Origin of the sequence: Paucihalobacter ruber (assembly GCF_006494535.1) — a bacterium.
In the GTDB taxonomy this organism is placed as follows: Bacteria; Bacteroidota; Bacteroidia; order Flavobacteriales; family Flavobacteriaceae; genus Paucihalobacter; species Paucihalobacter ruber.
In genome coordinates, this window is record NZ_VHIQ01000003.1 from 511,194 (window position 1) to 536,312 (window position 25,119).

The window sequence follows — 25,119 nt, forward strand, 5'->3', positions numbered from 1 at the left end:
GAGAATATTTTAACTTCACAAAAGTATAGAATTAGCTTCATCTTAATTTAAAATTAAGGTTAAATACCATTAAGTTTTTTTAATTTAGCATCATCATTTCTAATATGAAGTATTTACAAAATATAGGCGCCTATTTCATCATGATTAAGGATATGTTCAGAAGACCTACCAAATGGTCTGTTATGAAAACCCTTATTCTAAAAGATATAGACGATTTGATTCTTGGCTCTCTGGGTATTGTTGCATTTATTTCGTTTTTCGTTGGTGGCGTTGTGGCCATACAAACATCTTTAAATATTAGCAATCCATTAATTCCCAAAAATTTAATCGGATTTGCAACTCGTCAATCTGTAATACTTGAATTTGCTCCAACTTTTGTGTCTATTATTATGGCCGGTAAAGTTGGATCTTTTATAACCTCGAGCATTGGCACGATGCGGGTAACAGAACAGATTGACGCCTTAGAAGTAATGGGCATTAACGCCCTTAACTACTTAGTATTTCCTAAATTTATAGCTTTATTATTTTACCCTTTTGTTATTGCAATTGCCATGTTTTTAGGTGTTTTTGGTGGTTATATAGCTTGTGTTTACGGCGGTTACAGTTCTTCGGCAGATTTTATAGATGGTGTACAACTGGATTTCATAGAATTTCATATTGTTTATGCATTTTTAAAAACATTGGTGTTTGCCTTTGTTTTAGCTACTATACCTTCTTTTCACGGATTTTTTATGAAAGGAGGCGCATTAGAAGTTGGTAAAGCCAGCACCACGGCATTTGTTTGGACCAGTGTGGTAATTATTATTTTAAATTATTTCTTAACCAGTTTGTTATTAGGCTAATGATAGAGGTAAACAACTTACATAAATCTTTTGGAGATATTCATGTTTTAAAAGGCATTACCACCTCATTTTTACCTGGACAAACTAATTTAATTATAGGTCAGTCAGGTTCAGGAAAAACAGTGTTTTTGAAATGTCTATTAGGTTTAATCGAACCCGAAGAAGGCACCATAAGTTTCAACGACGCTATTTATTCTGAATTATCAGTCAACGAAAAAAGAGACCTTCGCTCTAAAATGGGTATGGTTTTTCAAGGAAGTGCTTTGTTTGATTCTATGAACATTCAGGAAAATGTGATGTTTCCACTGAGAATGTTCACTAAAATGACTTTATCTGAAATGCAAGACAGATCAAACGAAGTTTTAAAGCGTGTTAACCTGCCCGACGCACACAAAAAAAAGCCAAGTGAAGCTTCGGGTGGGATGCAAAAACGGGTTGCGATAGCACGGGCCATCGTTAACAATCCGAAGTATTTGTTTTGTGATGAACCTAATTCAGGTCTTGACCCAAGAACTGCCATAGTAATTGATAATCTTATTCGAGAAATTACAGACGAATACAATATTACAACAGTCATTAATTCTCACGACATGAACTCTGTAATGGAAATTGGAGAGAAAATCGTTTTTTTAAAAGACGGCGTAAAAGAATGGGAAGGCTCTAAAAAAACCATTTTTAAAACCGACAATCAAGCAGTGACTAATTTTGTTTATTCTTCGGAGTTATTCAAAAAAGTTCGTCAAATGTACATTGAAGAACGCAATTAGTTACATACGTCTTACCTGTATAGAATCGAGTTGATACTTCACCTTCAACCATCTTTCTAAATTTTTAGATTGCTGATAAATCTGATCTGATGATACATTCGACTTCCACTTTACCGATAACACCGCAATGGTATCTATTTTGCTGAAATCGCTTGAAATAAGACTTGAATAAGCCACCTTTTCAATGGTATTGTAATTAATACTCAGCTCTTCAATAAATTTGTCAAACGGAATTTGGTTACGCTCTAGACGTTCTTTTTTGCGCATCTCAACTTCTAAAAATTTAATCCTTTCGCTTTGTGAAAGCAAATCTATAGAATCACGATATCTTAACTGTTCCATGAATCTAAGGTTGTCGATATTCCTGTACTTGTTTTGGTTAATTACCAACTCGGTTTTTGCAAGTGCCTTATACGATTTAAGTCTTTCTTTTAACATAGCCTCTGCTTCTGACGGTATTTCATCTAAACCAAAAGTATTGAGTTCAATTCTGGTGGTTGCTTTATCCACGTATTCAATATTAGCATTCTTTTTCACATAATCAGAATGAGGCAAGGCTTCTAACTCAGTTTCAACAAATGCCTTTGCATCTCTATTAAAATTAGTTTCATTTAAAACTGAAACAAATGTCCACACTGCGGGAATCATCACAACAATAGCTAACAAAGAAGCGATGTTAGCAATACGTCGTCTCTTTTTGGAGTTAGCGTACTCAATCATTGGAAAGCCCAGAATTTTTAAAACTAAAAAAGTAGCTAATCCAATAAAAATTGTATTGATAAGAAACAAATACATGGCCCCAAGAAAGTAACTCCAGTTGCCCTTTGCCAATCCAAAACCTGCGGTGCATAACGGTGGCATTAACGCCGTAGCAATTGCTACACCAAAAATTACAGAGGCAATAGTGCCTTTTTTTGTTCTTGCAATTATTAAGGCCAATCCACCAAAAAATGCGATGAGTACGTCCCTAATATCTGGTCTGGTTCTGGCAAAAAGTTCTGATGTTACTTCGCTTAATGGGAACAACCAGAAGAATAAAAAAGCTGTTAAAACACTTAGTACCACCATTATACCGAAGTTGATTAATGATTTTCTAAGCGTGAAAATGTCGTTGATGGCAATAGACATACCTATACCTAAAATTGGACCCATTAGCGGAGAAATTAACATGGCACCAATAACAACAGCTGTTGAATTTGCATTCAAGCCCACCGAAGCAACAAAAATAGAACAAATCAAAATCCACGCCGTAGCACCTCTAAATGAAATATCCTTTTTTATGGCTTCAACAGTTTCTTCTGTATCGGTGTCCTTTCTAAAATTAAAAACACTTTGCACAAAAGACCAGATATTAGCTAAAAAACCTTGCGCCTCTTCTTTTAGATCTGCAGCACTTTTTGTTTTATTTTCTGTTTCTTCGTCGAAGTTAAATTTGTTTTCTTCCATGTAATTACAAATAAATTAACTGTATTGTTGCCCAAATTTATCAGTAGTAGCTTTAAGTACTTCTTTTATTTGTTGTTCTTTTTCTTTGGGAAAGATAAGTAAAACTTCGTTTTCATCTACAATAATATAATCTGAAATCCCGTCAATCACCACAATTTTATTGGTTTTTGTTTTTATCATGTTGCCGAAAGCGTCAGTGCTTTGAAGCCGGGTGTTAACTACCGCGTTGTTATTTTCGTCTTTATCGAGCTTATCGTATAAACTGCCCCAAGTGCCCAGATCATTCCAGTCAAAAGTGGCTGGCAATACGTAAACATTATCAGATTGCTCCATAATGGCATAATCAACCGAAATATTTTCGGCCAATCCGTAATTATCTAAAATAAATTGGTTTTCACTGTCAGTATTGTAAACTGATTCACCACTTAAAAATAAATTAATTAATTTAGGTTGATGCTTCTCAAAGGCGTCAATTACTGAAACTACCGACCAGATAAAAATACCTGCATTCCATAAAAAATTACCTTGCGCAAGAAATGATTTTGCAGTCTCGTAATCTGGTTTTTCTCTAAATTGTATAACAGGTTTTAGTTCGACAGAAGACTTTTCAAATTCTATATAACCATAACCGGTATTTGGAAATGTGGGTTTGATACCTAGGGTTACCAAAGCATTATTTTGATGGCAAAAGTTAAATGCGGCTTGCACGTTTTCACCAAAGGCATGTTCATCTTCAATCCAATGATCGCTTGGCGCTACCAACATAACTGCTTCCTGATTTTGCTTTTTAATTTTTAATGCGGCGTATAAAATACAAGGTGCAGTATTTCGCATGGCAGGTTCTAACAACACCTGATTTTCATTAATTTCGGGCAGTTGCTCTAAAACCAAATCTTTGTAAATCTCGTTGGTTAAAACCAAAATATTCTCTTTAGGAATAAGAGCTGAAAGTCGCTTAAATGTTTTTTGAATGAGCGTATCTCCTGTACCGAGCATATCGTGAAATTGCTTTGGAAAGGACTTGGTACTCACCGGCCAAAATCTGGATCCTACACCTCCGGCCATTATGATTCCGTAATAATTATTGTTCATTAAAATGGATTTTAAAACTTATTTAAATTTTTCTACTCAATTACTTCCACCTCTGCATTGGGATTGAACAAATATAACCTACCCGATTTTAACTCCAAACATTCAATGCGTTTAGTTCTTTTTTTACCGCGTTTAAATTCTCTTCCGTTGTATATTTTGAATTTAGTGCCGTGCTCCAGTTCATATACATAGGTTTTATCATCATTAATATCATAACTTCTCAAAGCTTTAGCCAAAGCAACATCGGTGTCGCTTGACGCTTTAGGGTTTTTAAAATGTCTGGCTAAAAAAGGAAGAAATTCTTCCGGAAACACCCGAGGATTTATCAACGGCAACATGAGATGTTTAAAAGTAAGTTTCCATTCTATTCCGTGTGGGTTTATGCGTTTGCCATGACTCTTGTAGGCTTCAAAATGTGCAATTTCGTGGATAAGCGTGATTAAGAATCGATACGGATTTAAATTATTATTAACTGTAATCAAGTGAAAACCATCTGGCAACTCTTTATAATCGCCGTGTCTTGTTTTTCTTTCGCTTTTAACCTTAATAATTAAATGATCGACCTCCAATAATGAAGATACATAACTATGAGCACTTTCAGGAATGTGGTGTAATACAGAATCATTATTGTTTTTTGATGGCATTCTTATCATTAATTTTTTATAATTAATACTTTAGACACTCCTTTTGCTCTTAAGATATACATACCGGTAGCTGTGTTTGATGGCAAGTTAATTTGTGTAACACCTGAACTTTCGTTAAAAAACACCGATTCAATTTTTATGCGTCTGCCATTGATATCGAATAAATCAAAGCTATCATTGGTATTTGTTCCTGTTACAAAAATTGTACGATCTAAAACCGGATTGGGATAAATAACAACGTTATCTGTGCTAACTACTTCTTGCTCTGAATTAAAATAAGGTACCGCAAACGCATAGGCACGTTTACCAACAAGATCTCCCATTATTCTACCCGGAATGTCGTCGGCCGGTGGGTGAATACCACCCCAAATTCTGGATAAACTGGTTTGATCTGAAGCGTCTCGATAGGTGGCCCATTGCATCACAATATCTACCGAAGGTCCTTTTTCAAAGACCAAAAAATCGTTTTGTTTGGCAACAAACTGTCCCATTCCACCAGGAAAAAATTCGTCTCCTGTAATAAGTGTTAACACTTCGGCTGCGGCTCTTGAAAAAGTTGAATGACCCGATACATAACCCGCAAATGGCGGCGTTACAAACGATGGTCTTTGATATGGCCACCAGCGTTCGCCTAAAATCCAACCAACGCCTGCTATGTCTGTTTCAGAATTGCTCACAAAATCGTGACCACGCCAGGCTTTTACTTTTATTTTTCCAATATTGATGTTATTGGGTCCTGCCAAGGCATCTCCAACTTCAACTGTTTCGATATATCCCGGAATTAATGGTAAGCCTGCAACGTGATAATTTGGTAATGATGCGTTGGTACTTTGGCCTAAGGTTGCCATATATCTAATAGCCGAAATTGGCCTTACATAGTCATACCAGCCTTTCACTCCCCAAGCGGCTACGGCCGCATCGTGTACGGCACCACCTAAAACAAAGTAGGCTTTTACATCCCATTCTAAATCATCCAGAATTTCTCCTCTACCGTTAAATCGCTTTTCGAATTCCGGATGATCGTTAACATAGTTAAGAATTGTAAACCAATGTCCCGGTGGCGTTTCAGAATCGGGGCCATCGGCCCAAAATTCGGCTAGAACTCTGGTATAATCACCTCTTGGCACCATTTGGGTTTGGTACGGCTGATTGGTTTTAGGGTTGACGGCATGGCCTTGCCCAATATCACCGCCCTCAAATAAATTATAAAATTGTTGGTGACCACTAAAATTAGTTGGAAACGAATTGAAATCTACATTACCAATAGTTCTGGGAGAAATATCTATCATCACATTATCGGCAGGATCTAGATGAGCACTCCAAACAGACACCAGACTAAAATTCCATTTAAACAAATCGCTGTTTTGGTCTGAATTTTCAAGATTTAACAGTGGTGGTGTCCCTGGATCTAAATATACAGGGTAAGAATTACCATCTCTTTGATAGGTTGCTTTATCTGATTCATTTAAAGCAAACGGATGAACTTGTCCCCATTCGGGCCCCATAAAAATAGGTGTTGAACCTTCTATAAGGTTACCGCTTTGATCAATAAAGGTATCAAAGGTTAATGGTTGCCATCTATTGATGTCAACGATATTACCTAACTCATAAGTATTTAGTATTAACGGCGGATTGATAGGTTGATAGAATCTATTATCGTAATCTGATGCCTCTCTGGAATTATCAATATTACCGTAATTTATGATGACCTGAGCTACGTAATTACCTAAAGCTGCCGCATTACCAAACTGATAGTTGGTAGGCACAAAACTAGTGTCATAGCCCAATTGATCCATAATAATATCGAAACGCCTCTGCGATGCTTCTCTTCCCGGAGAATTCCTGAACCTGTGCGAAAGTAATCTGTACATGGCGTAACTAATGGCTTTTTTTACAGATTCTTCTTTACTCTCTATTAGGATAAAATCTTGGAGATTAGAACTAAAATTATTGACCGTTTTTCCAAGTAAGTAAGTTTCGGCCTGGTCATCGTAAATGGCCCAAATATCGTACATGGCAACGCTTGAATGAAATAAATTACGGGCGTGTACATTAGGTCTTGCAAAATCTCTTCTTATAGCTCCCAATAAGGCTTCATTCCAAAGTCTGGCTATTGAAATATTATCTGGTAATTCTTCAATACTTAAATTTACCTCAAGACTCACAGGCAAACCGTTACATGTTTCGTTTAGTTCTGTAACAGTAATTTGACCCGTTTCAGCAATATCCCATTCAACAGTAATAGTGTTGGTGCCTTGACCTTCTAAAATATGACCACCTGTAACTTCCCATTGCGCTACTGAACCCGAAATAATTTGATAACTGTAGGTATTAACAGATAGGAAACCTGAATTTGACACTCCAACTATGGGATTGGATGGTAAATACTCGCAAGAGCCGTCATCAAGAGTAGCATCAGGATTGTAATTGCAAGAATTGGGGTCGGTGCAACCGTATCTTTTTTGGCTGGGTTGGATATCAAGAATTACATAGCCGTTACCTTCGGTAGCTTTGATGGTGATGTTTGAAGTGAGGTCTTGATGCGTTTCTACCAAACCACTTGGCCAGGTAATCTCAATGCTTGTTACTTGGGTAGATTGAGCTAAACCGAAGTGAACAGGCAACAAACTTTGACCTAAAAAGCCAACGCCGGTGTAATATCTAATAAATTCGCCCTCGGGCGTGGTGAGTTTAATTTTGGTGCCAATAGCATCTCGGTTTGAAACGGTTCCCTGTAAAATAATTTTGAACCAGTTATAGCTGTGTTCTTGATCGAAATTAATGAGTTTATTTTCGTAAAAATACGATGCCCTATCGGCATTGGTGATATATACGTCCAAATCCCCGTCGTTATCATAATCGAAATCGAGTACTTCAACACTGATGGTTTCAGCATTAAAACCCGATGCCGCCGATTGATCAATAAAACCAATATTACCTTGACTAACCGTATTTTCGAAGTAAAAGTTATTTTCTTCGCTATTGCCACCTCCAAATCCGAAGTCGGCAAAATCAAAACCATTAACCACAATTAAATCTTCATCGCCATCTAAGTCGAAATCTGAAAATCTGGTACCCCAAGACCAACCGGTTTCTCTCACCCCAAAGGCCTGAGCAACGTCGGTGAAATTGTTAGTCCCATTATTTTGAAGTAAAATATTTTCGTCTATGGCTGTGATGTAAAAGTCAAAGTATCCATCTTTATTAAAATCACCTACTGTAAATCCCATAGCGTCTACACCTTGATTAACCCCGTAATTGGCGGCCTCTTCGGTAAAAGAATTTCCGCCTTGGTTGATAAATAACTGGTTAGGGGCACTAAAATCATTCATCACAAAAATATCCATGAATCCATCGTCATTAAAATCGAATGGAAAGGCTACGAAGCTATAGTCGTTATTAAAAGACGAAATACCCGTTTGCGCAGTAACATCTGTAAAGGTTTCATTGCCATTGTTTCTATAAAGTGTATTACGGCTGTTTGAGTTACGACGCCAATCGCTTATAAACAAGTCTAAATAACCATCGTTATTATAATCAAACCACAAAGCATTTGTATTACCAAAACCATTAAACTGGTTAATTCCGGCAGGAACTGTTACTTCAACGAAAACTCCGTTACCTTGATTTCTAAAAAGTTGAACTTTCTCTAAATGGGTGAAAAATATATCAGGATATCCATCATTATTATAATCACCCCAAAAAGCCCCAAACTTAAAACCATCTAATCCAAAGAAAAAACCCGGATTCTCTAGTTGAGAGTACAAATCTGTTAACCCTGCAGCTTCAGTAACATCTGTGAAAGAACCATCATTATTGTTGCGATAAAGTCTACTTAAAGTTACAGGGTTGTTTTGATCGTCTTTTGCTTTGGCTACTACAAAAATATCGAGATCGCCATCTTGGTCATAATCGGCTACGGCAACACCATTGTTTTCGCGCAAATTCCCAAGTGAACTTACATTCTCAATGCGATCAAAATTTTGTGCTTTTAATGAATTAATTGTCAGCACAAAAGATATGATAAAAATAAACGCAATATGGTTTTGTAATGTTTTTATCATTTAATTCTAAAATAACTATGGCGTTGAATTAGAAACCTGTAAAATTTTTCCGTTATAGAATTTATGACCGTTTAAGGCAAAATCGGCGATGTAAGTAGCCATTTCTATGGCTGTAACAGGCGCCTGATAACCCGGAAAAGCTTCTGCCAACATTTCGGTTTGAACGGCACCAAGCGCCAGCGCATTAAAACTTGGGCCATTATCTTTATATTCTTCTGCCAACAATTCGGTTAAGGTAATTACGGCGCCTTTACTTGAGCTGTAGGCCGATAAACCTGCAAATTTGGCACTGCCTTGAATACCGCCCATTGAACTTATGGTCAACACGTGCGATGTTTTTGTGGAAAAAGGCAACATGGTTTTAATCATTTCGGCTACACCAAATAAATTGGTATCATAGACTGCTTTGAATTCATCGTAGCTTGTTTCTTGAAACGGCTTATTGAGTAGTGCGCCGGCGTTATTGATAAGCACATCTACGGTCTTCCAATTACTTTTTAAAAATTGGGAAACTGAAAGATAATGTTCAGAATTGGATAAATCGAAATTGAAAGTTGTTACGTTGGGAAGCTTTAAATCTAAAATTGGTTTTGAATTCCTTGAAAGCGCCAACACCCGATGCCCTTGGGCAGATAAGAGCTTAACCAGTTCAAATCCAATACCTCTGCTTGTGCCGGTGATAATTATATTTTTCACATCAATTTTTACAGTAAAAATAAAAAAAATCCTGCTTCAATCTAATGAAACAGGATATTAGTTATTATTACAACTAGTTATTTACAATAACATGGTAATTGGATTTTCAATATAGTTTTTAAGTGTTTGTAAAAACTGAGATCCCGTAGCACCGTCAACCGTTCTGTGGTCACATGCCAGCGTTAACTTCATGGTGTTTCCGGGAACAATTTGACCGTTTTTAACAACCGGTTTTTCTACGATAGCACCAACCGACAATATAGCTGAATTAGGTTGATTGATAATTGAAGTAAAACTCTCAATACCAAACATTCCTAAATTTGAAATGGTAAAAGTGCTACCTTCCATTTCTTGTGGTGTCAACTTTTTATTTCTAGCTCTACCGGCAAAATCCTTAACCGCAGCATTGATTTGCGGTAAACTTTGCTCATTGGCAAAACGCACAACAGGCACTACCAAACCGTCTTCTACAGCTACAGCCACGCCAATATGCACATGATTGTTAAGTTTCATTTTATCATCAAACCACTGCGAATTGACCTGTGGGTGCTTTTTCAAAGCGAGCGCACAAGCTTTCACCACCATATCGTTAAATGAAATTTTTGTGTCGGGAATACTATTGTATTGTTCTCTAAACGCGATGGCATTATCCATGTCGAACTCAACATTAAGATAATAGTGCGGCGCTGTAAATTTAGACTCTGCCAGGCGCTTGGCAATTACCTTGCGCATTTGAGAGTTTGGCTTTTCATCAAAACTTTCTTCTCCGGCCGGAACAAATTTAGCAGTTGAACCAACCCCCTGCAGTGCTGCAGGTGTTAAGTTCTCTATATCGCGTTTAATAATACGACCGTGTTCTCCGCTACCCTTAACTTGAGATAATTGTATCCCCTTTTCTTCGGCCATTTTTTTGGCTAATGGCGATACAAAAATACGGCCATTACTTGATGTTGGTGCAGCTGTTGGCTGACTTACATTCTCTGACGTCGCCGGTGCTGCTTCCTTTTTAGGTTCAGAAGCAGACTCGCCTTTACTTTCTTGTTGTTTAGGTTCTTGTTTTGGCTCAGAAGTACCTGCTGCGCTAAAGTTCTTGGCAATTCCTGAAACATCGGTTCCTTTAGGCCCTAAAATGGCCAGAAGTGCATCAACTTTAGCCGATTCTCCCTCTTGTAAACCAATGTGCAATAAAGTACCTGAGTTAAAAGATTCAAACTCCATAGTAGCTTTATCTGTTTCAATTTCGGCTAATATGTCGCCTTCGCTCACCTCGTCACCTACTTTTTTCAACCAGGTTGCTACCGTACCTTCTTCCATAGTATCACTTAAACGCGGCATGGTTACCACGGTAACACCATCGGGTATTTCGGCAGATTCTTCCTTCGATTCTTTCTTAGGTGCTTCGTCATTTTGCTTTGATGCGGTATCACTTTCATCTTTGGAACTTGTCTTTTCCTCTTTGGAATTTGTCTTTTCCTCTTTGGAATTTGATAGCAACGCCGAAATATCTTCACCGTCCTCACCAATTATGGCCAGTAACTCATCTACTTTGGTAGTTTCACCTTCTTTCACGCCAATATACAGTAATGTACCTTCGTGAAAAGACTCAAATTCCATAGTAGCCTTGTCGGTTTCAATTTCAGCTAAAATATCGCCTTCTTCAATTTTGTCACCAACTTTTTTTAACCAGGTGGCAACTGTTCCTTCTTCCATGGTGTCGCTTAAACGCGGCATATTTATAACTTCGGCCATAGATTATAATTTATGTTTTAAAAACGGGTAATCTTCTTGCTCGTAAACTGCATCGTACATGACGTTGAGTTCAGGGAATGGAGATTCTTCTGCAAACTTTTCGCATTCGTCTACCAAATCTTTAACTCGCTTATCCATTTTTTTGATATCGGCTTCTGTAGCATATTTCTTTTCAAGAAGAATATCTTTTACTTGAGTAATAGGATCAATCTTCTTGTATTCTTCAACCTCATCTTTAGTACGATAATGTTGTGCATCACTCATAGAGTGACCTCTGTAACGATAGGTTTTCATTTCCAAAAATGTAGGTCCACCACCTGATCTGGCACGTTTAATGGCTTCATCGAAGGCTTCCGCGACCTTAACAGGATTCATACCATCTACAGGACCGGAAGGCATTTCATAGCCAAGACCCAATTTCCATATTTCGGTGTGATTTGCGGTTCTTTCTACCGACGTTCCCATAGCGTAACCATTATTCTCACAAACAAACACTACAGGTAAATTCCAAAGCATGGCAAGATTAAAAGTCTCGTGAAGCGAACCTTGTCGGGCAGCACCATCTCCAAAACAGCAGAGTGTAACAGCGTCTACACCGTGATATTTATCACCAAAAGCAATACCTGCTCCCAATGGAATTTGACCACCTACAATACCATGGCCACCATAAAATCTGTGTTCTTTTGAAAAGATATGCATCGATCCTCCGAGACCTTGCGACGTTCCGGTAGCTTTGCCGTATAGCTCTGCCATAACACGTCTTGGATCAACGCCCATGCCTATTGGTTGAACGTGGTTTCTGTAGGCCGTAATCATTTTATCTTTTGTAAGATCCATGGCATGGAGCGCTCCAGCCAATACGGCTTCTTGACCATTATATAAATGAAGAAATCCTCTAACTTTTTGCTGAATGTAAACAGCTGCCAGTTTATCTTCAAACTTTCGCCAAAACAGCATGTCTTCGTACCACTTAAGGTATACTTCTTTTGTTACTTTTTGCATGGAAACCTATTTCTTGATTAAAAAGGATTACAAAAATAGTACTTTACAAATTAAAGATGAAACTCAAGGCAGCAAAAATGTAATTAATATTGCGGAAAACTTATGCTTTTGTACTACAGCACATTTTTATCGAAAACAAGAGGCAATAAATTTTTAAGTGAATTTGATTTAACGATCTCTCCTTCTTCGCCCATAAAGTAAATTTCAATTGGTTGATTTTGCTTTATTTCGTATTCTGCAATAGCTTGTCTGCAAGCGCCACAAGGCGGAATTGGTGTAGTAGTTTTGTGATTTTTTGAACCTGCAACAATTGCCATTGCCTTGATTAAATTTGATGGAAATTGCGCCCCTGCGTAATAAATTGCAGTTCTTTCGGCACAAAGTCCTGACGGAAAAGATGCATTTTCCTGATTGCTACCTGTTATTATCTCTCCGTTATCCAGCAATATGGCAGCACCTACGGTAAAATTTGAATAAGGTGCATAGGCTTTACCACGGGCTTCTCGAGCTTTTTCAAATAATTGCGCCACTTTGTTTGGAAGTTCATCCAAGCCAGTGTAGACATGTAATACAGTATTGATTTGAATTTCCCTCAATCTTCAGATTTATTAGTTTATAGCATTAAAGATAGATTAATTTTTAAAATTGAATTTAATTAATTCAGTATTTGCTACAAGCATCAAATTACCTGAGACAAAAAACTGCCCCGAAAGGCAGCTTTTATAAATTATTAAAACTTATCTAATATTCTGCGTAAGTTTTATCACCAAAATTAAAAGTTAATGAAAATCTTAGCGTGTTTTCTAACGGACTTTGCACTTGAGAGGCAGAAAATAAGTAAGATAAATCAATTTGAATAGTGGTATATTTAAATCCGGCACCCAAGGCGAAAAACTTTCTGGCACCCTTATCATCACTTTCATTAAAGTAACCTGCTCTTAAAGCAAAAGAATCCTGATAAGTATATTCTGCACCTAAGGCCCAGGTAATTTCTCTTAATTCTTCGCTAAATCCTCCGGGCGCATCACCAAACGATTGAAATATACCTTGCATGAAGCCTACGTTACTGTCTTGACCGGCTATGATGACATTATTTTGTCTATCAATTTCAATATCTCCTTCGTCAAAAGTGCCATTATCATTAACATCTTCATACTCTATTCTAGTGCCTAACAAAGGTGGCGTAGGTACTAATAATTTGGTAAACTCTGTTGTTAAACCAAGTTTATTATAATCGTCGAATATAAAATCAAAACCACCGCCAAGTCTAAGAGTAGTTGGTTGGAAGTTTTCTCTTCCGCCATCGTCATATCTAAACTTTGGACCTAAATTTTGGATAGCAAAACCACCACGCCATCTGCCGTAAAAATCGCTGTAAGCAAGTTCCTCACTTTGATAATATCCGGAAATATCAACACCGAAGGTGCCGGCTGGTCTGGCATTAGGGTCAATTTGATTAATTCTCAAATCAGACCTTAGATATCTCATCGTTACGCCCATCGCAAATTGATCGGCTAAGCGTAAGGTATAGGCTATATCTGCTGTGAACTCGTTTGGTTTTACATTTAATCCGGGATCATTTGGCCCTTGTGTAAGTGTGATATCACCTAAACTAAAATATTTAAAACTGCCTGAAATAGCACTGTTTTCAGATAAACGATTAAAATAAGTTAAGTAGCCAATTGAGATATCGTTTACCAATCTACTTAAATATGGTGTATAACTTAAACCTAAACCCGATTTTGCTTCAGAAAAAGCATATTTAGCGGCATTCCACTGCTGAGAAAACCCGTCAACTGATGTAGCTACTCCAATATCACCCATACCGGCAGCACGAGCATCTGGCGCAATTAACATAAATGGGACACCCGTTGTAATTACTCTGGTATCATTTGTATTAGGAATTAATTCTATAGAATTTTGTGCAATTAAAGGACTTGCTATTAATAAAGCTATAAAATAAAATATGTGTTTATTCATAAGTTTAAAGTGAGTTCATTTCGGGCTACGCGCCTTTTAAAAACGTTAACAAATATAAATTATTATTGTAGTATGACAAGTTTTTCAAATTTTTCAACTTCTTTGTTTAAGGTATTTGAACGCACTGTTAACTTGTAAACATATACGCCTTTACCGATCTTATCGCCAAAATCGTCTCTTCCGTCCCAAACAATATCTTTGGAAAGTGAACTGGTGGACTTGTTACCGCCAGATGTTTGACCGTTTAGTGTGCGGACTAATTTACCCGATACTGTAAAAATTTGCACCGATACGTCTAATGGTTCTGAACTGTTGTGGTTAAACCAAAACTCTGTATAGTTAACAAATGGATTTGGGTAGTTAAGTACATTTTCAATTCTAAGTACTTCGTTTTGATCGAAGACTACAAATTCTAACTCGGCGGTTGACGAATTATTATAAACATCCCAGGCTCTAAAAGTTAAAGTATGAGGTCCGGGTTCAAGGTCTCTAAAAGGAAAACTTACGGTACCTCTTTGAAAATCGTCTACATTGGCCTGATAGTAGTTATTTAATATAAATGGATTGGCAACATCGCCATCAAGAATAGCAATAATATCATGTCCTATACCGCTGGCCGTGTTGATACCGCTATCGTCTTGTAATTTCGCAAGCAGTGTTGGTGATTCATTAGTAATTCCACCGGTTACAAAATTTTCATCGTTCATAAAAAGGTTGATTAATGGACCGATGTTATCTTCAGCGGCATTTTGATTTATGCCACCCACATTGATATCAAAGCTGTAACCGGTTTTATCTAATGTAACAGCGTTATCAACAGCGTAAAAACTAACTTTTCCGGCACCAACAGGAATTTGAATATCCCGAGGTACAATAAAGTCGAAATCAAAGGTACCGTTGGTAACTGAGGCCTGACCTCTAAACAATACCTGGCCTAAAGTCTCAAAGTCAAGCTTAATTAATTCATTACCAAGTCTAACACCATCATTAGCCAAAGTTTGACGTTGAATGGGCTTGTCGTAAACCGTTGCAGATAACGTACCGTTATAGTTTGTTAAAGGGTTACCCAATTCATCATAAACCTGCCCGGATAGTTTTGTGTAGCCAAGTGCTTGTAATACAGTGGTGTTTTCGTTCACCGGTACATCGTTTATTTGCGTTAATCTAATTTCGGGTTTGGGAATGGAAAGTTTCATGGCAGGATCTCCTATATAAAATACCAATCTTTTTTGAGAAATACCAGCCACAGCCGGATCTATTTTAGTGAGTCTTAAAGCCTCGGCTATAGAAGGATATTCGCCATCTATTTTTCTAAAAATATAATCAGAAAAAACAACATTATACGATACACCTACACTTACAAATATTTGTCTGGTAGTTGTTACCAAACTAATGGCGCCACCGGTTTTGTTCCAATAGGTGAATTCGCCGGCTGTTGGTCTACCCGGATCATCAAACTTGGTATACTCGCAAGTAATGGTTACAAAACAATTATATTTACACTGGTTGTTAATGGATTGCGCATCATTTTTATCGAAAATACGTTCTTTAGCCAAAAAATCTTCACCGCCATGACCAAAGTAATTTACCAATATAGCACCTACTTCAATAGCATTTTTTATGACCGTATTGACTTCTGGATATCTATCTCCTGCCGACGAGGATGCCTGTTGAAATGCATCGGCATGTATTTTAACAACGTTAAAAAACGGGTTTTGCGCGGTGATGCTATTACCAATCTCATCGGTGGTACCTTGAAGTATTCGTTCCCAAGATTCATCTACATCATCAGAAATCATGATGACATTATTCCGCCAACCACCAAATGAATCTCGTGAGTGATACTCGGCAATTTTATCTACCAGCTCACGTGCGCGCTGCGGAGAGTCAGCTAGAATTCTGCCAACTGCTAAATCTAATCTGTTGTTGGGAGCTAAAGTACCTTCATTTGGATCCATCATTCCATAGAAATCATCAGACACAAAACTGCTGGTTAAACTAAAACTTTCCAAGGCATACCAGGAAGGAACAAAATTAGTGTTATTAGGTAATCTATTCTTGTAGTCATATGAACCATCTCCAAACAGACAAACGTATTTCACCCTGTTTTCTGGAGAACTGGCGTTGTGATATACATATCGAATAAAGTTTCTAATAGCTGCAATATCTTGATTGCCTGAGCTAAATTCAAGATAAATTTGACTTAAACGCACTACTTTGACATTTAAATTGTAAACATTCTTGTTAATATCGGCCAGTCTCTGTGCCTGCGAAGAAAATGCATCTGGTGTTATAATCAGGTAATCAACATCTTGAAATTGGCCTTGTTGATTTAGAAATATACTGCCTTTTAAATCTTGATTTGCCACCTGAGCACTATTTTCTCTAAAAGGATCTAAAAAATTATTGTTGCCAAATACCAAGTAATTTTTGGAAGTACCGGCTTGTGCCTTAAAACTGAATGAGGCACTATTATTGGTATTTTGATAGCTGGTTACATTAAATCTATCTGTAATGTCCCAAACTTCAGAAATATTTTGGGTATTACCCAGTTGATATTCTACAATGCCACCTATATTGGCAACAATATTTTTTGTGAAAAAGAGCTGATCACCGGTATAAGTTAAGGCCCTAGTGGCCTGAATACCGATATAATCTATATAACCTGTTGCCGTGGGAATTCCGTTGTTATTATAGGCAACATTTACAGTAATATTATCTGAACTTGGATTAATTATTCCTGTAAAAGAACTTCCACTGGCTAAAATCGAACTACCGGGAGCTATTAAAGAAAAATTTAAGTTTGCAGCAAGCTCACCGTTAACAGAAAAGGCCATACTTGATGTTTGAACCGAAACTGCCGCTGCTTTTATTGAAAAATTTACAGGCTCTGAGCTGACTAAATTAGAAAAATTAAATTCAAAATTTCTTTCTGTTTCAATATCAAATCTATCGCCATACCATCTTCGGCCTAACTTTACAAGGTTAAATTCATCAAGTTCATGAAATTGATAATCGTCAAAAGTATTAACCGTTAAGTTGGCGGGTGATTCAGGCTGTAATGCTGATTGAATTCGTTTTCCTTCACCTGAACTGACATTAACATAGTAATAACTTCTATCTGTATATATATTATTGTGTGTGTCACTTTCGTTGCTGTATCCTTTTGTTCCTTCGGCGTAAAAAATAATATAATCGCTGTTATCAAATCGACCATCTTCCTCACCGATGATTTTTATGGCATTTTCGGTTAAATCAATAGGGTAATCTTCTGAATTAAGTAAGGGTAACATTCTACCGCCATTACCAAATATCTTAATATTTCGAGGATTAACATTATTTGTATTAACTCCTAAACTATTCAAAAAAGATCTCGAAAGTTTGTAAACACCAGATTCGGTTACATAAAATCTATACCACTGGCCGGTTCGCAAAACTGAATTGGTAAGTTGATTAGAACGATTAAAACTTAGAGTTGACTGTAAAGATCTATTTTGAGTTAAATTATTATAGGTAACGGTAAAACTTCTGATACGTTTAAGCACGCCATTGTCTCTAACAATTGGTGAAATTTCCAAGTAAATATAATTTTTATTTCTATCGGTGGCATTTTTTAAATAAAGATTCGGATTATCAGGAATTAAATTTTTAGGCATTTGTTTTAAATCAGCCTCACTGATATTTTCATAGACGATATTATTTACTTGGACATTATCTTCATCTATAATTTGGCCCGATTCCCATTGAGCGAAATAGATTAGACCTTTTTCGTCGTTATAACTAAAATGATTATCGTCAAATGATGGTAGTTCAATTCGGGATAATTCAGTTTCTAAAACTTTCGGCTCTGACCAATTAATATCAAATTGTCGCTGTTGTGCATTACCAAATAAAGTATAAAGCAAGGCGAAACTTAACAAAATCTTTTTCATACAGCAATAACGCCTGTGGAAGGCGCTTATTATTAGATTTCTAATTTTTGCTCAAAATTACAACAATAATTTATTTTTATAGTCGTTAATTGTATACAAAATAGTGGCCGAAACAGGCAAAAAATCCGATGTCATGTATAAAAAATAGGACGAAATGCACATTTTTTTGCATTTTATCGTAAAAAAAGGTTGTTAGTTTATGTTTAATTACTATATTGCGGTGCGAAATTTAACCCACTTGCTTAAAATTATGTTTATGAATAATGTCTCAAATCTCAAATTGTTAGTTGTATTACTAGCTGTTTTATCTGTTACAAGTTGTAAGAGAAGTTCTAACAGTAATACCTCAAGAGCTACCGGCTGGAATATTAACAGTCGCGACGGCGGTTTCCAATACAATACCAGCTTCAAGGAGCAACAAACTGCTCCCGGCATGGTATTTATTGAAGGTGGTACCTTTACCATGGGTAAAGTTCAAGACGACCCTATGCACGATTGGAATAATGCACCAAACCAACAGCACATTCAGTCTTTTTATATGGATGAAACTGAGGTTACTAATCTAATGTATTTAGAATATTTAGATTATTTAAAACGTGTATATCCTCCTGAAGATCCAACTTATAAAAATATCTATTTGGGTGCCTTACCAGATACCTTAGTTTGGAGAAACAGATTAGGTTATGCCGAAATGATGACTCAGAACTATCTTCGTCATCCAGGTTATGCAGAGTATCCTGTAGTAGGTGTTAGTTGGATTCAGGCTGTGGAATATGCCAAATGGAGAACAGATCGTGTAAATGAATTATTTTTAGAAGAATCCGGATACATTAAAAGAGATGCTAAAACCACGGAAGTTACAGCTGACGCCAATTTTAGCACTGACACCTACATCAATGCGCCATCTCAAACCTACGGAGGTAATGCAGATATTTTAGAAGGTGGAAGAAGAAATGTTCAAACCGATGCCGATGGCAACCCAATTAATGTTTATGCTAAAATAGAATCAGGAATCATTACGCCTGATTACAGACTCCCAACCGAAGCTGAATGGGAGTATGCAGCCTTGGGTATGAGTGAACTAAGAAGTTATAACGTTTATCGAGGACGTAAGAAATATCCTTGGGATGGTCAATATACCAGATCTGGAAAACGCCAATGGAGAGGTGATCAATTAGCTAACTTTAAACAAGGTAAAGGAGATTATGGTGGGATAGCAGGCTGGTCTGATGACGGCGCTGATATTACTGCAAAAGTTAAATCGTACGAGCCTAATGCTTACGGATTGTACGATATGGCAGGAAACGTCGCCGAATGGGTGGCTGATGTTTACAGACCTATTGTAGATGAAGAATTCAATGATTTCAATTATTACCGAGGAAACGTTTATACTAAAAATGCTATCAATGATGATGGTACTGTAAAAATTCTTACAGCCGACGATATTGTCTATGATACATTAAGTAATGGAAAAATTGTTGCCAGAAATTTACCTGGGGAAGTTGCTAAGGTGCCTGTAGACGAAAACGAAACATACCTCAGACCTAACTTTGATACCAGTGACAATAGAAATTATCGTGATGGAGACAAAAAATCTTCCAGATTTTACAGAACCAATTTTGACGAGTCAAGCAATGCTACCAAGAGCAGTGAAACTCAAAAAATGTATAACTCTCCACAACACAAAATAGAAAGAGATTCACTAGGTAACATTATTAGAGAATACGATGAATCGTCTAATAGAACATCTTTAATCAACGATGAAGTTAGGGTTTATAAAGGTGGCTCATGGAGAGACAGAGCTTATTGGCTAGACCCTGCACAACGCCGCTATTTCCCACAAGATATGGCAACTGATTACATAGGTTTTAGATGTGCCATGTCTAGAGTAGGTTCTAAAACTAAAACTCCTAAAAGACGTAATTAAAAACAATATTTATTATAATGAAAGTCCTAACTTTGTGTTAGGACTTTTTTTATGAAAACAAATCAACTACATCAACTTTTCAAAGAATGTACAGGCGTAAGCACCGATACGCGCAAGATTGAAAAAAACACTATGTTTTTCGCACTTAAAGGTGAAAATTTTAATGGTAACAAATTTGCTCAAACTGCTATAAATCTAGGTGCCAAATACGCTATTGTAGACGAAGATTTAGAAATTAACGTATCGTCGTCAATCATTAAAGTCGATAATGCTTTAAACACATTACAAGAGCTCGCCTCCTTCCATCGAAAAACATTGAAAACACCCATTATAGCACTTACGGGTAGCAATGGAAAAACCACGACAAAAGAACTAATTAATGCAGTACTTTCAACTCAATACAAAACCATCGCTACAAAAGGCAATCTCAACAACCACATTGGCGTGCCACTAACACTTTTAGAAATTAATGAGAGTACCCATATAGCTGTAGTAGAAATGGGTGCAAACCATCAAAAAGAAATAGAATTTTTATGTGAGATTGCTCAGCCCGACTTTGGCTTAATCACAAACTACGGGAAAGCACACTTAGAAGGTTTTGGCGGTGTAGAAGGTGTGATCAAAGGCAAAACCGAGATGTACATTCATTTAAAATCGAATCATAAAACTATCTTTTATAATTCTGAAGACGCCATTCAAAGTGAAAAAATTAGAGGTTATTCTTCCACATTTAAATTCAGCACCAAGGGTAATGGCGATGTTAATTTACAATTAGTCGATACAGACCCTACATTATCTATTATGTTCGAAGACAACTTGATTAAAACTAATCTTACCGGAACTTACAACTTCACTAATGTAGCTTATGCCATTTTGATTGGAAAGTATTTTAAAATTTCTGATGAAAAAATTAAAAAAGCAATTGAAGGTTATGTACCACAAAACAACCGATCTCAAATTTTAAAAACCAACCGAAATAAAATTGTTCTAGACGCCTACAACGCGAATCCAACAAGCATGGCACTGGCGTTGGAAAGTTTCGAAAAAATAAAACATCCCAATAAAATTGCCCTATTGGGAGACATGTTTGAACTTGGTGAAGCGGCGCAAGAAGAACATCAAAACATAATTAACCTTCTTGAAACATCACCGATTAATAGAGCCGTTTTAATTGGTAAACATTTTTATTCTTGTAACATACAAAGCAATTTCATCTTACAATTTGAAACTTTCGAAGATGCTTTTAACTACTTAAAGAAATCTGAAATCAATAATGCCCAAATTTTAATTAAGGCATCTAGAGGAATGGCTTTAGAGCGGCTTGTTGAATTATTTTAACTCCCAAAAAACCTCAAGCAAGCTTTTTGGATTAACTGCGTTGATCCAGATTTAGTCCACGGCTGCAAATACAAATCCAATAGGGCTAGCGCCCTGAATGTCTTTTTTAATTCTCAAAAACCTCAAGCAAGCTTGGGTTTTTGAGAATTAAAAAATCCAATGCTCCCGCATCGGATTTGTGCTTGATGTGGGTCATACTGGATTCGAACCAGTGACTTCTACCCTGTCAAGGTAACACTCTGAACCAACTGAGTTAATGACCCAAATTCTATTTTCAAATATAAAAAAAGTCCGCTAAAAACGGACTTTTGATGTGGGCGATGAGGGGTTCGAACCCCCGACCCCCTCGGTGTAAACGAGGTGCTCTGAACCAGCTGAGCTAATCGCCCTCAAATTGGACTGCAAATATACTTTAGTTTTTGAATCCTCAAAAACTTTTTTACTAAAATATTAAATAATCTCTGCTACCACAAAAGTACTGCCACCAACAAAAATCAAATCTTTAGTTTTAGCATGAACTCTTGCAGCATTTAAAGCTTCTTGAACTGAGGAGTAAACTACTCCAAACCTTTTGAATTTTAGGAATTTATTCTTCAATACTTCTGTATCTAAACCCCTCATCACATTTGGTCTGCAGAAATAATAATTAGCATCAAAAGGCAGTAAAGGAACAATAGTATCTAAGTCTTTATCGTTAACAGCACCAAAAACGATATGAAGCTTATTAAAGTCTAAAGAAAGTAATTGATTCATCACAATTTCGATACCTTCACGATTATGAGCAGTGTCGCAAATTACGAGAGGATTACTAGATAAAATTTGCCATCTTCCTTTTAATCCTGTATTTTCAACTATTTTATTAAATCCTGACTCAATATGAGTATCCAAAATTTCATAATGCATTTCTTTGAGAACATCTATGGCTAAACGAGCAGTTCTTGTATTTTTTGTTTGATAATCGCCTTTTAATTGACAGGTTATTTCAGGAAAATAAATTTGATCTGCAAAGTATATTTTAGAGTTTGTTTTCTGGGCTTTCTTTATAAAAACCTTCTCAGTTTCAAATTGAGTTTCTCCTACAATTATCGGAATTTCATTTTTTATAATTCCCGCCTTTTCACCCGCGATTTTCTCTAAAGTGTCACCTAAAAACTCAACATGATCCAACCCTATATTTGTAATTACCGAAAGAATTGGGATTATAATATTTGTAGCATCCAACCTTCCGCCAAGCCCTACTTCTATAATAGCAATATCAACTTGTTTATCTGCAAAATATTTAAAAGCCATTCCAACTGTCATTTCAAAAAAGGATAGCTTATTTTCTTCAAAAAACACTCTGTGTGAGTTGATAAAGTCAACTACATATGATTCTTCTATGTCCTTACCATTAATCTTAATTCGCTCTCTGTAATCCTTGAGATGAGGTGAAGTGTAGAGTCCGGTTGTATAGCCAGCCTCTTGCAAAACCGATGCCAGCATATGACTTGTTGACCCCTTGCCGTTTGTACCACCAACGTGAACCGATTTGAAACAAAGATGTGGATTATCCAGATAATTATCTAGCTTAACAATATTATCAAGATTAGCCTTATAGGCCGATTTACCCTGATTTTGATACATAGGCAACCTGCTGAACATCCATTGTACTGTTTCAGTGTATGTCATGAAAAGAACTATTGACCAATACTAAAATTAATACTAACAAAACCAATTTGCCGGGCAGGTGCATTTGAATCTGCCGGCCATTTGTGTGAAAGTGCTATGCGCTTAGCCGGTTCAAGTAAACAAGGATGTGTATTAGTTGTGCCCTGAACTCCGGGTTCGGCCTTGATAACTTCACCCGAAGGATTGACTTCAATTCTAACAATTACAAGACCATATTCATTACACTCCTGTTTAAAAATTTTTCTGGTTGGAACGCCGCGTCCGCTTAAACCAAATCCAACACCACCTTTTCCGGGTCCGGAACCACCAAAATAACTGGATGCATACGGATTACCATCTAACTGCCCTTTATCACCTGCAACATTATCATTGCCTTCTCCACCTGTATCTTTACCTTCACTATCGGTGACTCCACCAATGAGCGCATCTAGCTTTCTCTTTTTTTCGGCCTCTTCCTGTTGCTTTTTAATTTCTTGTTCTTGTTTTTCGCGGGCGATTCTCTCAGCTTCTTGTTGTTTTTTTAAGGCTTCTTCCTTTTGTTTATTAATGGCAATAGACTCTTGTGAATCGTTAGTTAAAACTTCTTCACTTACTTTTTTAGTTTCGGTAGGCTTTACTTCGCTCTCAGTTTTTGGCTGTGGTGTTGCTTGAGGTGCCGGATTTAACGGTTGAATGGCCCCCGAACCTACATCTGAAGTGCCAAAATTAACAGCTACACCAAATTCTTCGGGTGGATCCATATAAGGCATTCCAACAACAAACAACAATAGTAGGATGACTAAAATTAAAAGAGATGTAATTTTAGCCGAATCGCGTTCGTGCTTGGTTTCTAAAAATTTCAACTTAATTGGGTTTTACGGCTAAAATAACCTTAAACTTATTTCTATTGGCAATATCCATCACTTTCACAACATTTTCAACAGGGACAGATTTTTCGGCTCTTAGTACTATGGTAGGTTGGGATTCTTTGGAAAGTGTGTTGATTAACTCGCTTTCTAATACACTTTCACCTACCAACTTATTATCGATGTAATAAGTTAAGTTCTGTTTGATGCTTACTGCAACCGACTTTTTGTTTTCTGTTTTTCCGCTGGCTGTAGGTAAAATAATGTCGATAGCATTTGTGGTTACCAGCGTTGACGCGATCATGAAAAATATGAGTAGAAGAAATACAATGTCGGTCATAGACGACATGCTAAAATCGGGAGAAATTTTATTGCGACCTCTAATATTCATTACACGGGTTCGTTTAAATGATCTAAGAATTCAACAGAGTTTGCCTCCATCTGATACACTACCTTGTTGGTTTTAACCACCAAATGGTTATAGGCTATATAAGCAATAATACCTACTATTAATCCACCCACTGTAGTTGTCATGGCGGTATAGAGGCCGTCTGCGAGTAATTTTATATCAATTTGTCCACCTGAATTTGCTATTTCAAAAATGGACAAAATCATACCTATAACTGTTCCAAGGAAACCAATCATAGGCGCAGCACCGGAAATAGTAGCTAAAACACTTACATTTTTTTCTAAACCATAAATTTCAAGTCTACCGGCATTTTCAATAGCTGTGTTAATATCTTCTAGAGGCTTACCAATTCTTGAAATTCCTTTGATGATTAGTCTTGAAACCGGTGTGTTAGCTTGAGCACAAAGTAATTGCGCTGAGTCTATCTTACCTTTACTTACATGGTCTTTAATTTGATTCATAAAATTGGCGTCTACTCTAGAAGCCTCTTTAATGGCAAAAAGTCTTTCAAAATAAATGTAAATGGCCACGATCAGGAGTAAAAATAAAACCCCTATAATAATTTGACCGGCCAAACTGCCTGTAAAAATCAAATCTATTATTGAAATTGATTTTTCAACCGATTCTAATTCAACAAGGTCTGTAGTTTCTTGCATAAATATTGTTTTAATGTAAAATTAAAGAAGTTTGAGTTATAACGAATAATTAAAAGTAAAAG

At 36.8% G+C, this 25,119-nt stretch carries 18 protein-coding genes and 2 tRNA genes; 4 read left to right on the plus strand and 16 right to left on the minus strand.

Annotated features, from left to right (window positions below):
* Positions 1 to 104: 104 nt before the first annotated feature.
* Both FJ651_RS08645 and FJ651_RS08650 read left to right on the plus strand, forming a co-directional pair.
* On the plus strand, positions 105 to 842 hold the full coding sequence (locus FJ651_RS08645) for an MlaE family ABC transporter permease (protein WP_216746108.1): 738 nt from the start codon (positions 105 to 107) through the stop codon (positions 840 to 842).
* Positions 842 to 1,609: an ABC transporter ATP-binding protein gene (locus FJ651_RS08650; protein WP_140990110.1), complete on the plus strand. Its 768-nt coding sequence runs from the start codon at positions 842 to 844 to the stop codon at positions 1,607 to 1,609. Before FJ651_RS08645 ends, FJ651_RS08650 begins: the two co-directional genes overlap by 1 nt.
* On the opposite strand, the gene FJ651_RS08655 is transcribed toward FJ651_RS08650, so the two are convergent.
* From FJ651_RS08655 to porU, 10 genes are all read right to left on the minus strand, one after another.
* A complete protein-coding gene (locus FJ651_RS08655) occupies positions 1,610 to 3,055 on the minus strand; it encodes a DUF389 domain-containing protein (protein WP_140990111.1) in 1,446 nt (481 codons plus the stop codon). It abuts the gene before it with no gap.
* A gap of 15 nt (positions 3,056 to 3,070) precedes the next feature.
* Positions 3,071 to 4,147 carry a mannose-1-phosphate guanylyltransferase gene (locus FJ651_RS08660; RefSeq protein ID WP_140990112.1) on the minus strand — a complete coding sequence of 359 codons (1,077 nt, stop codon included), beginning with the start codon at positions 4,145 to 4,147 and terminating at the stop codon, positions 3,071 to 3,073.
* A gap of 32 nt (positions 4,148 to 4,179) precedes the next feature.
* On the minus strand, positions 4,180 to 4,791 hold the full coding sequence (locus FJ651_RS08665) for a SprT family zinc-dependent metalloprotease (RefSeq protein ID WP_216746109.1): 612 nt from the start codon (positions 4,789 to 4,791) through the stop codon (positions 4,180 to 4,182).
* An 8-nt stretch (positions 4,792 to 4,799) separates the two neighbouring features.
* The gene (locus FJ651_RS08670; RefSeq protein ID WP_140990113.1) at positions 4,800 to 8,855 is read right to left on the minus strand and encodes an FG-GAP-like repeat-containing protein; all 4,056 of its coding nucleotides are present in this window, start codon (positions 8,853 to 8,855) and stop codon (positions 4,800 to 4,802) included.
* A 15-nt stretch (positions 8,856 to 8,870) separates the two neighbouring features.
* Positions 8,871 to 9,551, minus strand: coding sequence for an SDR family NAD(P)-dependent oxidoreductase (locus tag FJ651_RS08675; protein WP_140990114.1), 681 nt, complete (start codon positions 9,549 to 9,551; stop codon positions 8,871 to 8,873).
* An 81-nt stretch (positions 9,552 to 9,632) separates the two neighbouring features.
* A complete protein-coding gene (locus FJ651_RS08680; protein ID WP_140990115.1) occupies positions 9,633 to 11,300 on the minus strand; it encodes a pyruvate dehydrogenase complex dihydrolipoamide acetyltransferase in 1,668 nt (555 codons plus the stop codon).
* A gap of 3 nt (positions 11,301 to 11,303) precedes the next feature.
* Positions 11,304 to 12,302, minus strand: a complete 999-nt coding sequence (gene pdhA, locus FJ651_RS08685; protein ID WP_140990116.1) for a pyruvate dehydrogenase (acetyl-transferring) E1 component subunit alpha — start codon at positions 12,300 to 12,302, stop codon at positions 11,304 to 11,306.
* Between the two features lie 113 nt (positions 12,303 to 12,415).
* Positions 12,416 to 12,898: a cytidine deaminase gene (gene cdd, locus FJ651_RS08690; RefSeq protein WP_140990117.1), complete on the minus strand. Its 483-nt coding sequence runs from the start codon at positions 12,896 to 12,898 to the stop codon at positions 12,416 to 12,418.
* A gap of 145 nt (positions 12,899 to 13,043) precedes the next feature.
* The gene (porV, locus tag FJ651_RS08695) at positions 13,044 to 14,282 is read right to left on the minus strand and encodes a type IX secretion system outer membrane channel protein PorV (RefSeq protein WP_140990118.1); all 1,239 of its coding nucleotides are present in this window, start codon (positions 14,280 to 14,282) and stop codon (positions 13,044 to 13,046) included.
* Positions 14,283 to 14,344: 62 nt separating this feature from the next.
* On the minus strand, positions 14,345 to 18,214 hold the full coding sequence (gene porU, locus FJ651_RS08700) for a type IX secretion system sortase PorU (protein ID WP_140990119.1): 3,870 nt from the start codon (positions 18,212 to 18,214) through the stop codon (positions 14,345 to 14,347).
* A 250-nt stretch (positions 18,215 to 18,464) separates the two neighbouring features.
* Between porU and gldJ the strand changes: the two genes are divergently transcribed.
* Complete coding sequence (gene gldJ, locus FJ651_RS08705) at positions 18,465 to 20,141, plus strand: gliding motility lipoprotein GldJ (protein ID WP_140990120.1); 1,677 nt, start codon at positions 18,465 to 18,467, stop codon at positions 20,139 to 20,141.
* A 51-nt stretch (positions 20,142 to 20,192) separates the two neighbouring features.
* Positions 20,193 to 21,479, plus strand: coding sequence for a UDP-N-acetylmuramoyl-tripeptide--D-alanyl-D-alanine ligase (locus FJ651_RS08710; RefSeq protein ID WP_140990121.1), 1,287 nt, complete (start codon positions 20,193 to 20,195; stop codon positions 21,477 to 21,479).
* A gap of 188 nt (positions 21,480 to 21,667) precedes the next feature.
* Here FJ651_RS08710 and FJ651_RS08715 read toward each other — a convergent pair.
* From FJ651_RS08715 to FJ651_RS08740, 6 genes are all read right to left on the minus strand, one after another.
* A tRNA-Val gene (locus FJ651_RS08715) sits at positions 21,668 to 21,742 on the minus strand.
* 51 nt (positions 21,743 to 21,793) lie between these two features.
* Positions 21,794 to 21,868, minus strand: a tRNA-Val gene (locus FJ651_RS08720).
* Positions 21,869 to 21,929: 61 nt separating this feature from the next.
* Positions 21,930 to 23,147, minus strand: a complete 1,218-nt coding sequence (locus FJ651_RS08725) for a bifunctional folylpolyglutamate synthase/dihydrofolate synthase (RefSeq protein WP_140990122.1) — start codon at positions 23,145 to 23,147, stop codon at positions 21,930 to 21,932.
* A gap of 8 nt (positions 23,148 to 23,155) precedes the next feature.
* Positions 23,156 to 23,989 carry an energy transducer TonB gene (locus FJ651_RS08730; RefSeq protein ID WP_140990123.1) on the minus strand — a complete coding sequence of 278 codons (834 nt, stop codon included), beginning with the start codon at positions 23,987 to 23,989 and terminating at the stop codon, positions 23,156 to 23,158.
* A 1-nt stretch (position 23,990) separates the two neighbouring features.
* Positions 23,991 to 24,383, minus strand: a complete 393-nt coding sequence (locus FJ651_RS08735; protein ID WP_140990124.1) for an ExbD/TolR family protein — start codon at positions 24,381 to 24,383, stop codon at positions 23,991 to 23,993.
* Complete coding sequence (locus tag FJ651_RS08740) at positions 24,383 to 25,057, minus strand: MotA/TolQ/ExbB proton channel family protein (RefSeq protein WP_140990125.1); 675 nt, start codon at positions 25,055 to 25,057, stop codon at positions 24,383 to 24,385. Before FJ651_RS08740 ends, FJ651_RS08735 begins: the two co-directional genes overlap by 1 nt.
* Between the last annotated feature and the right edge of the window lie 62 nt (positions 25,058 to 25,119).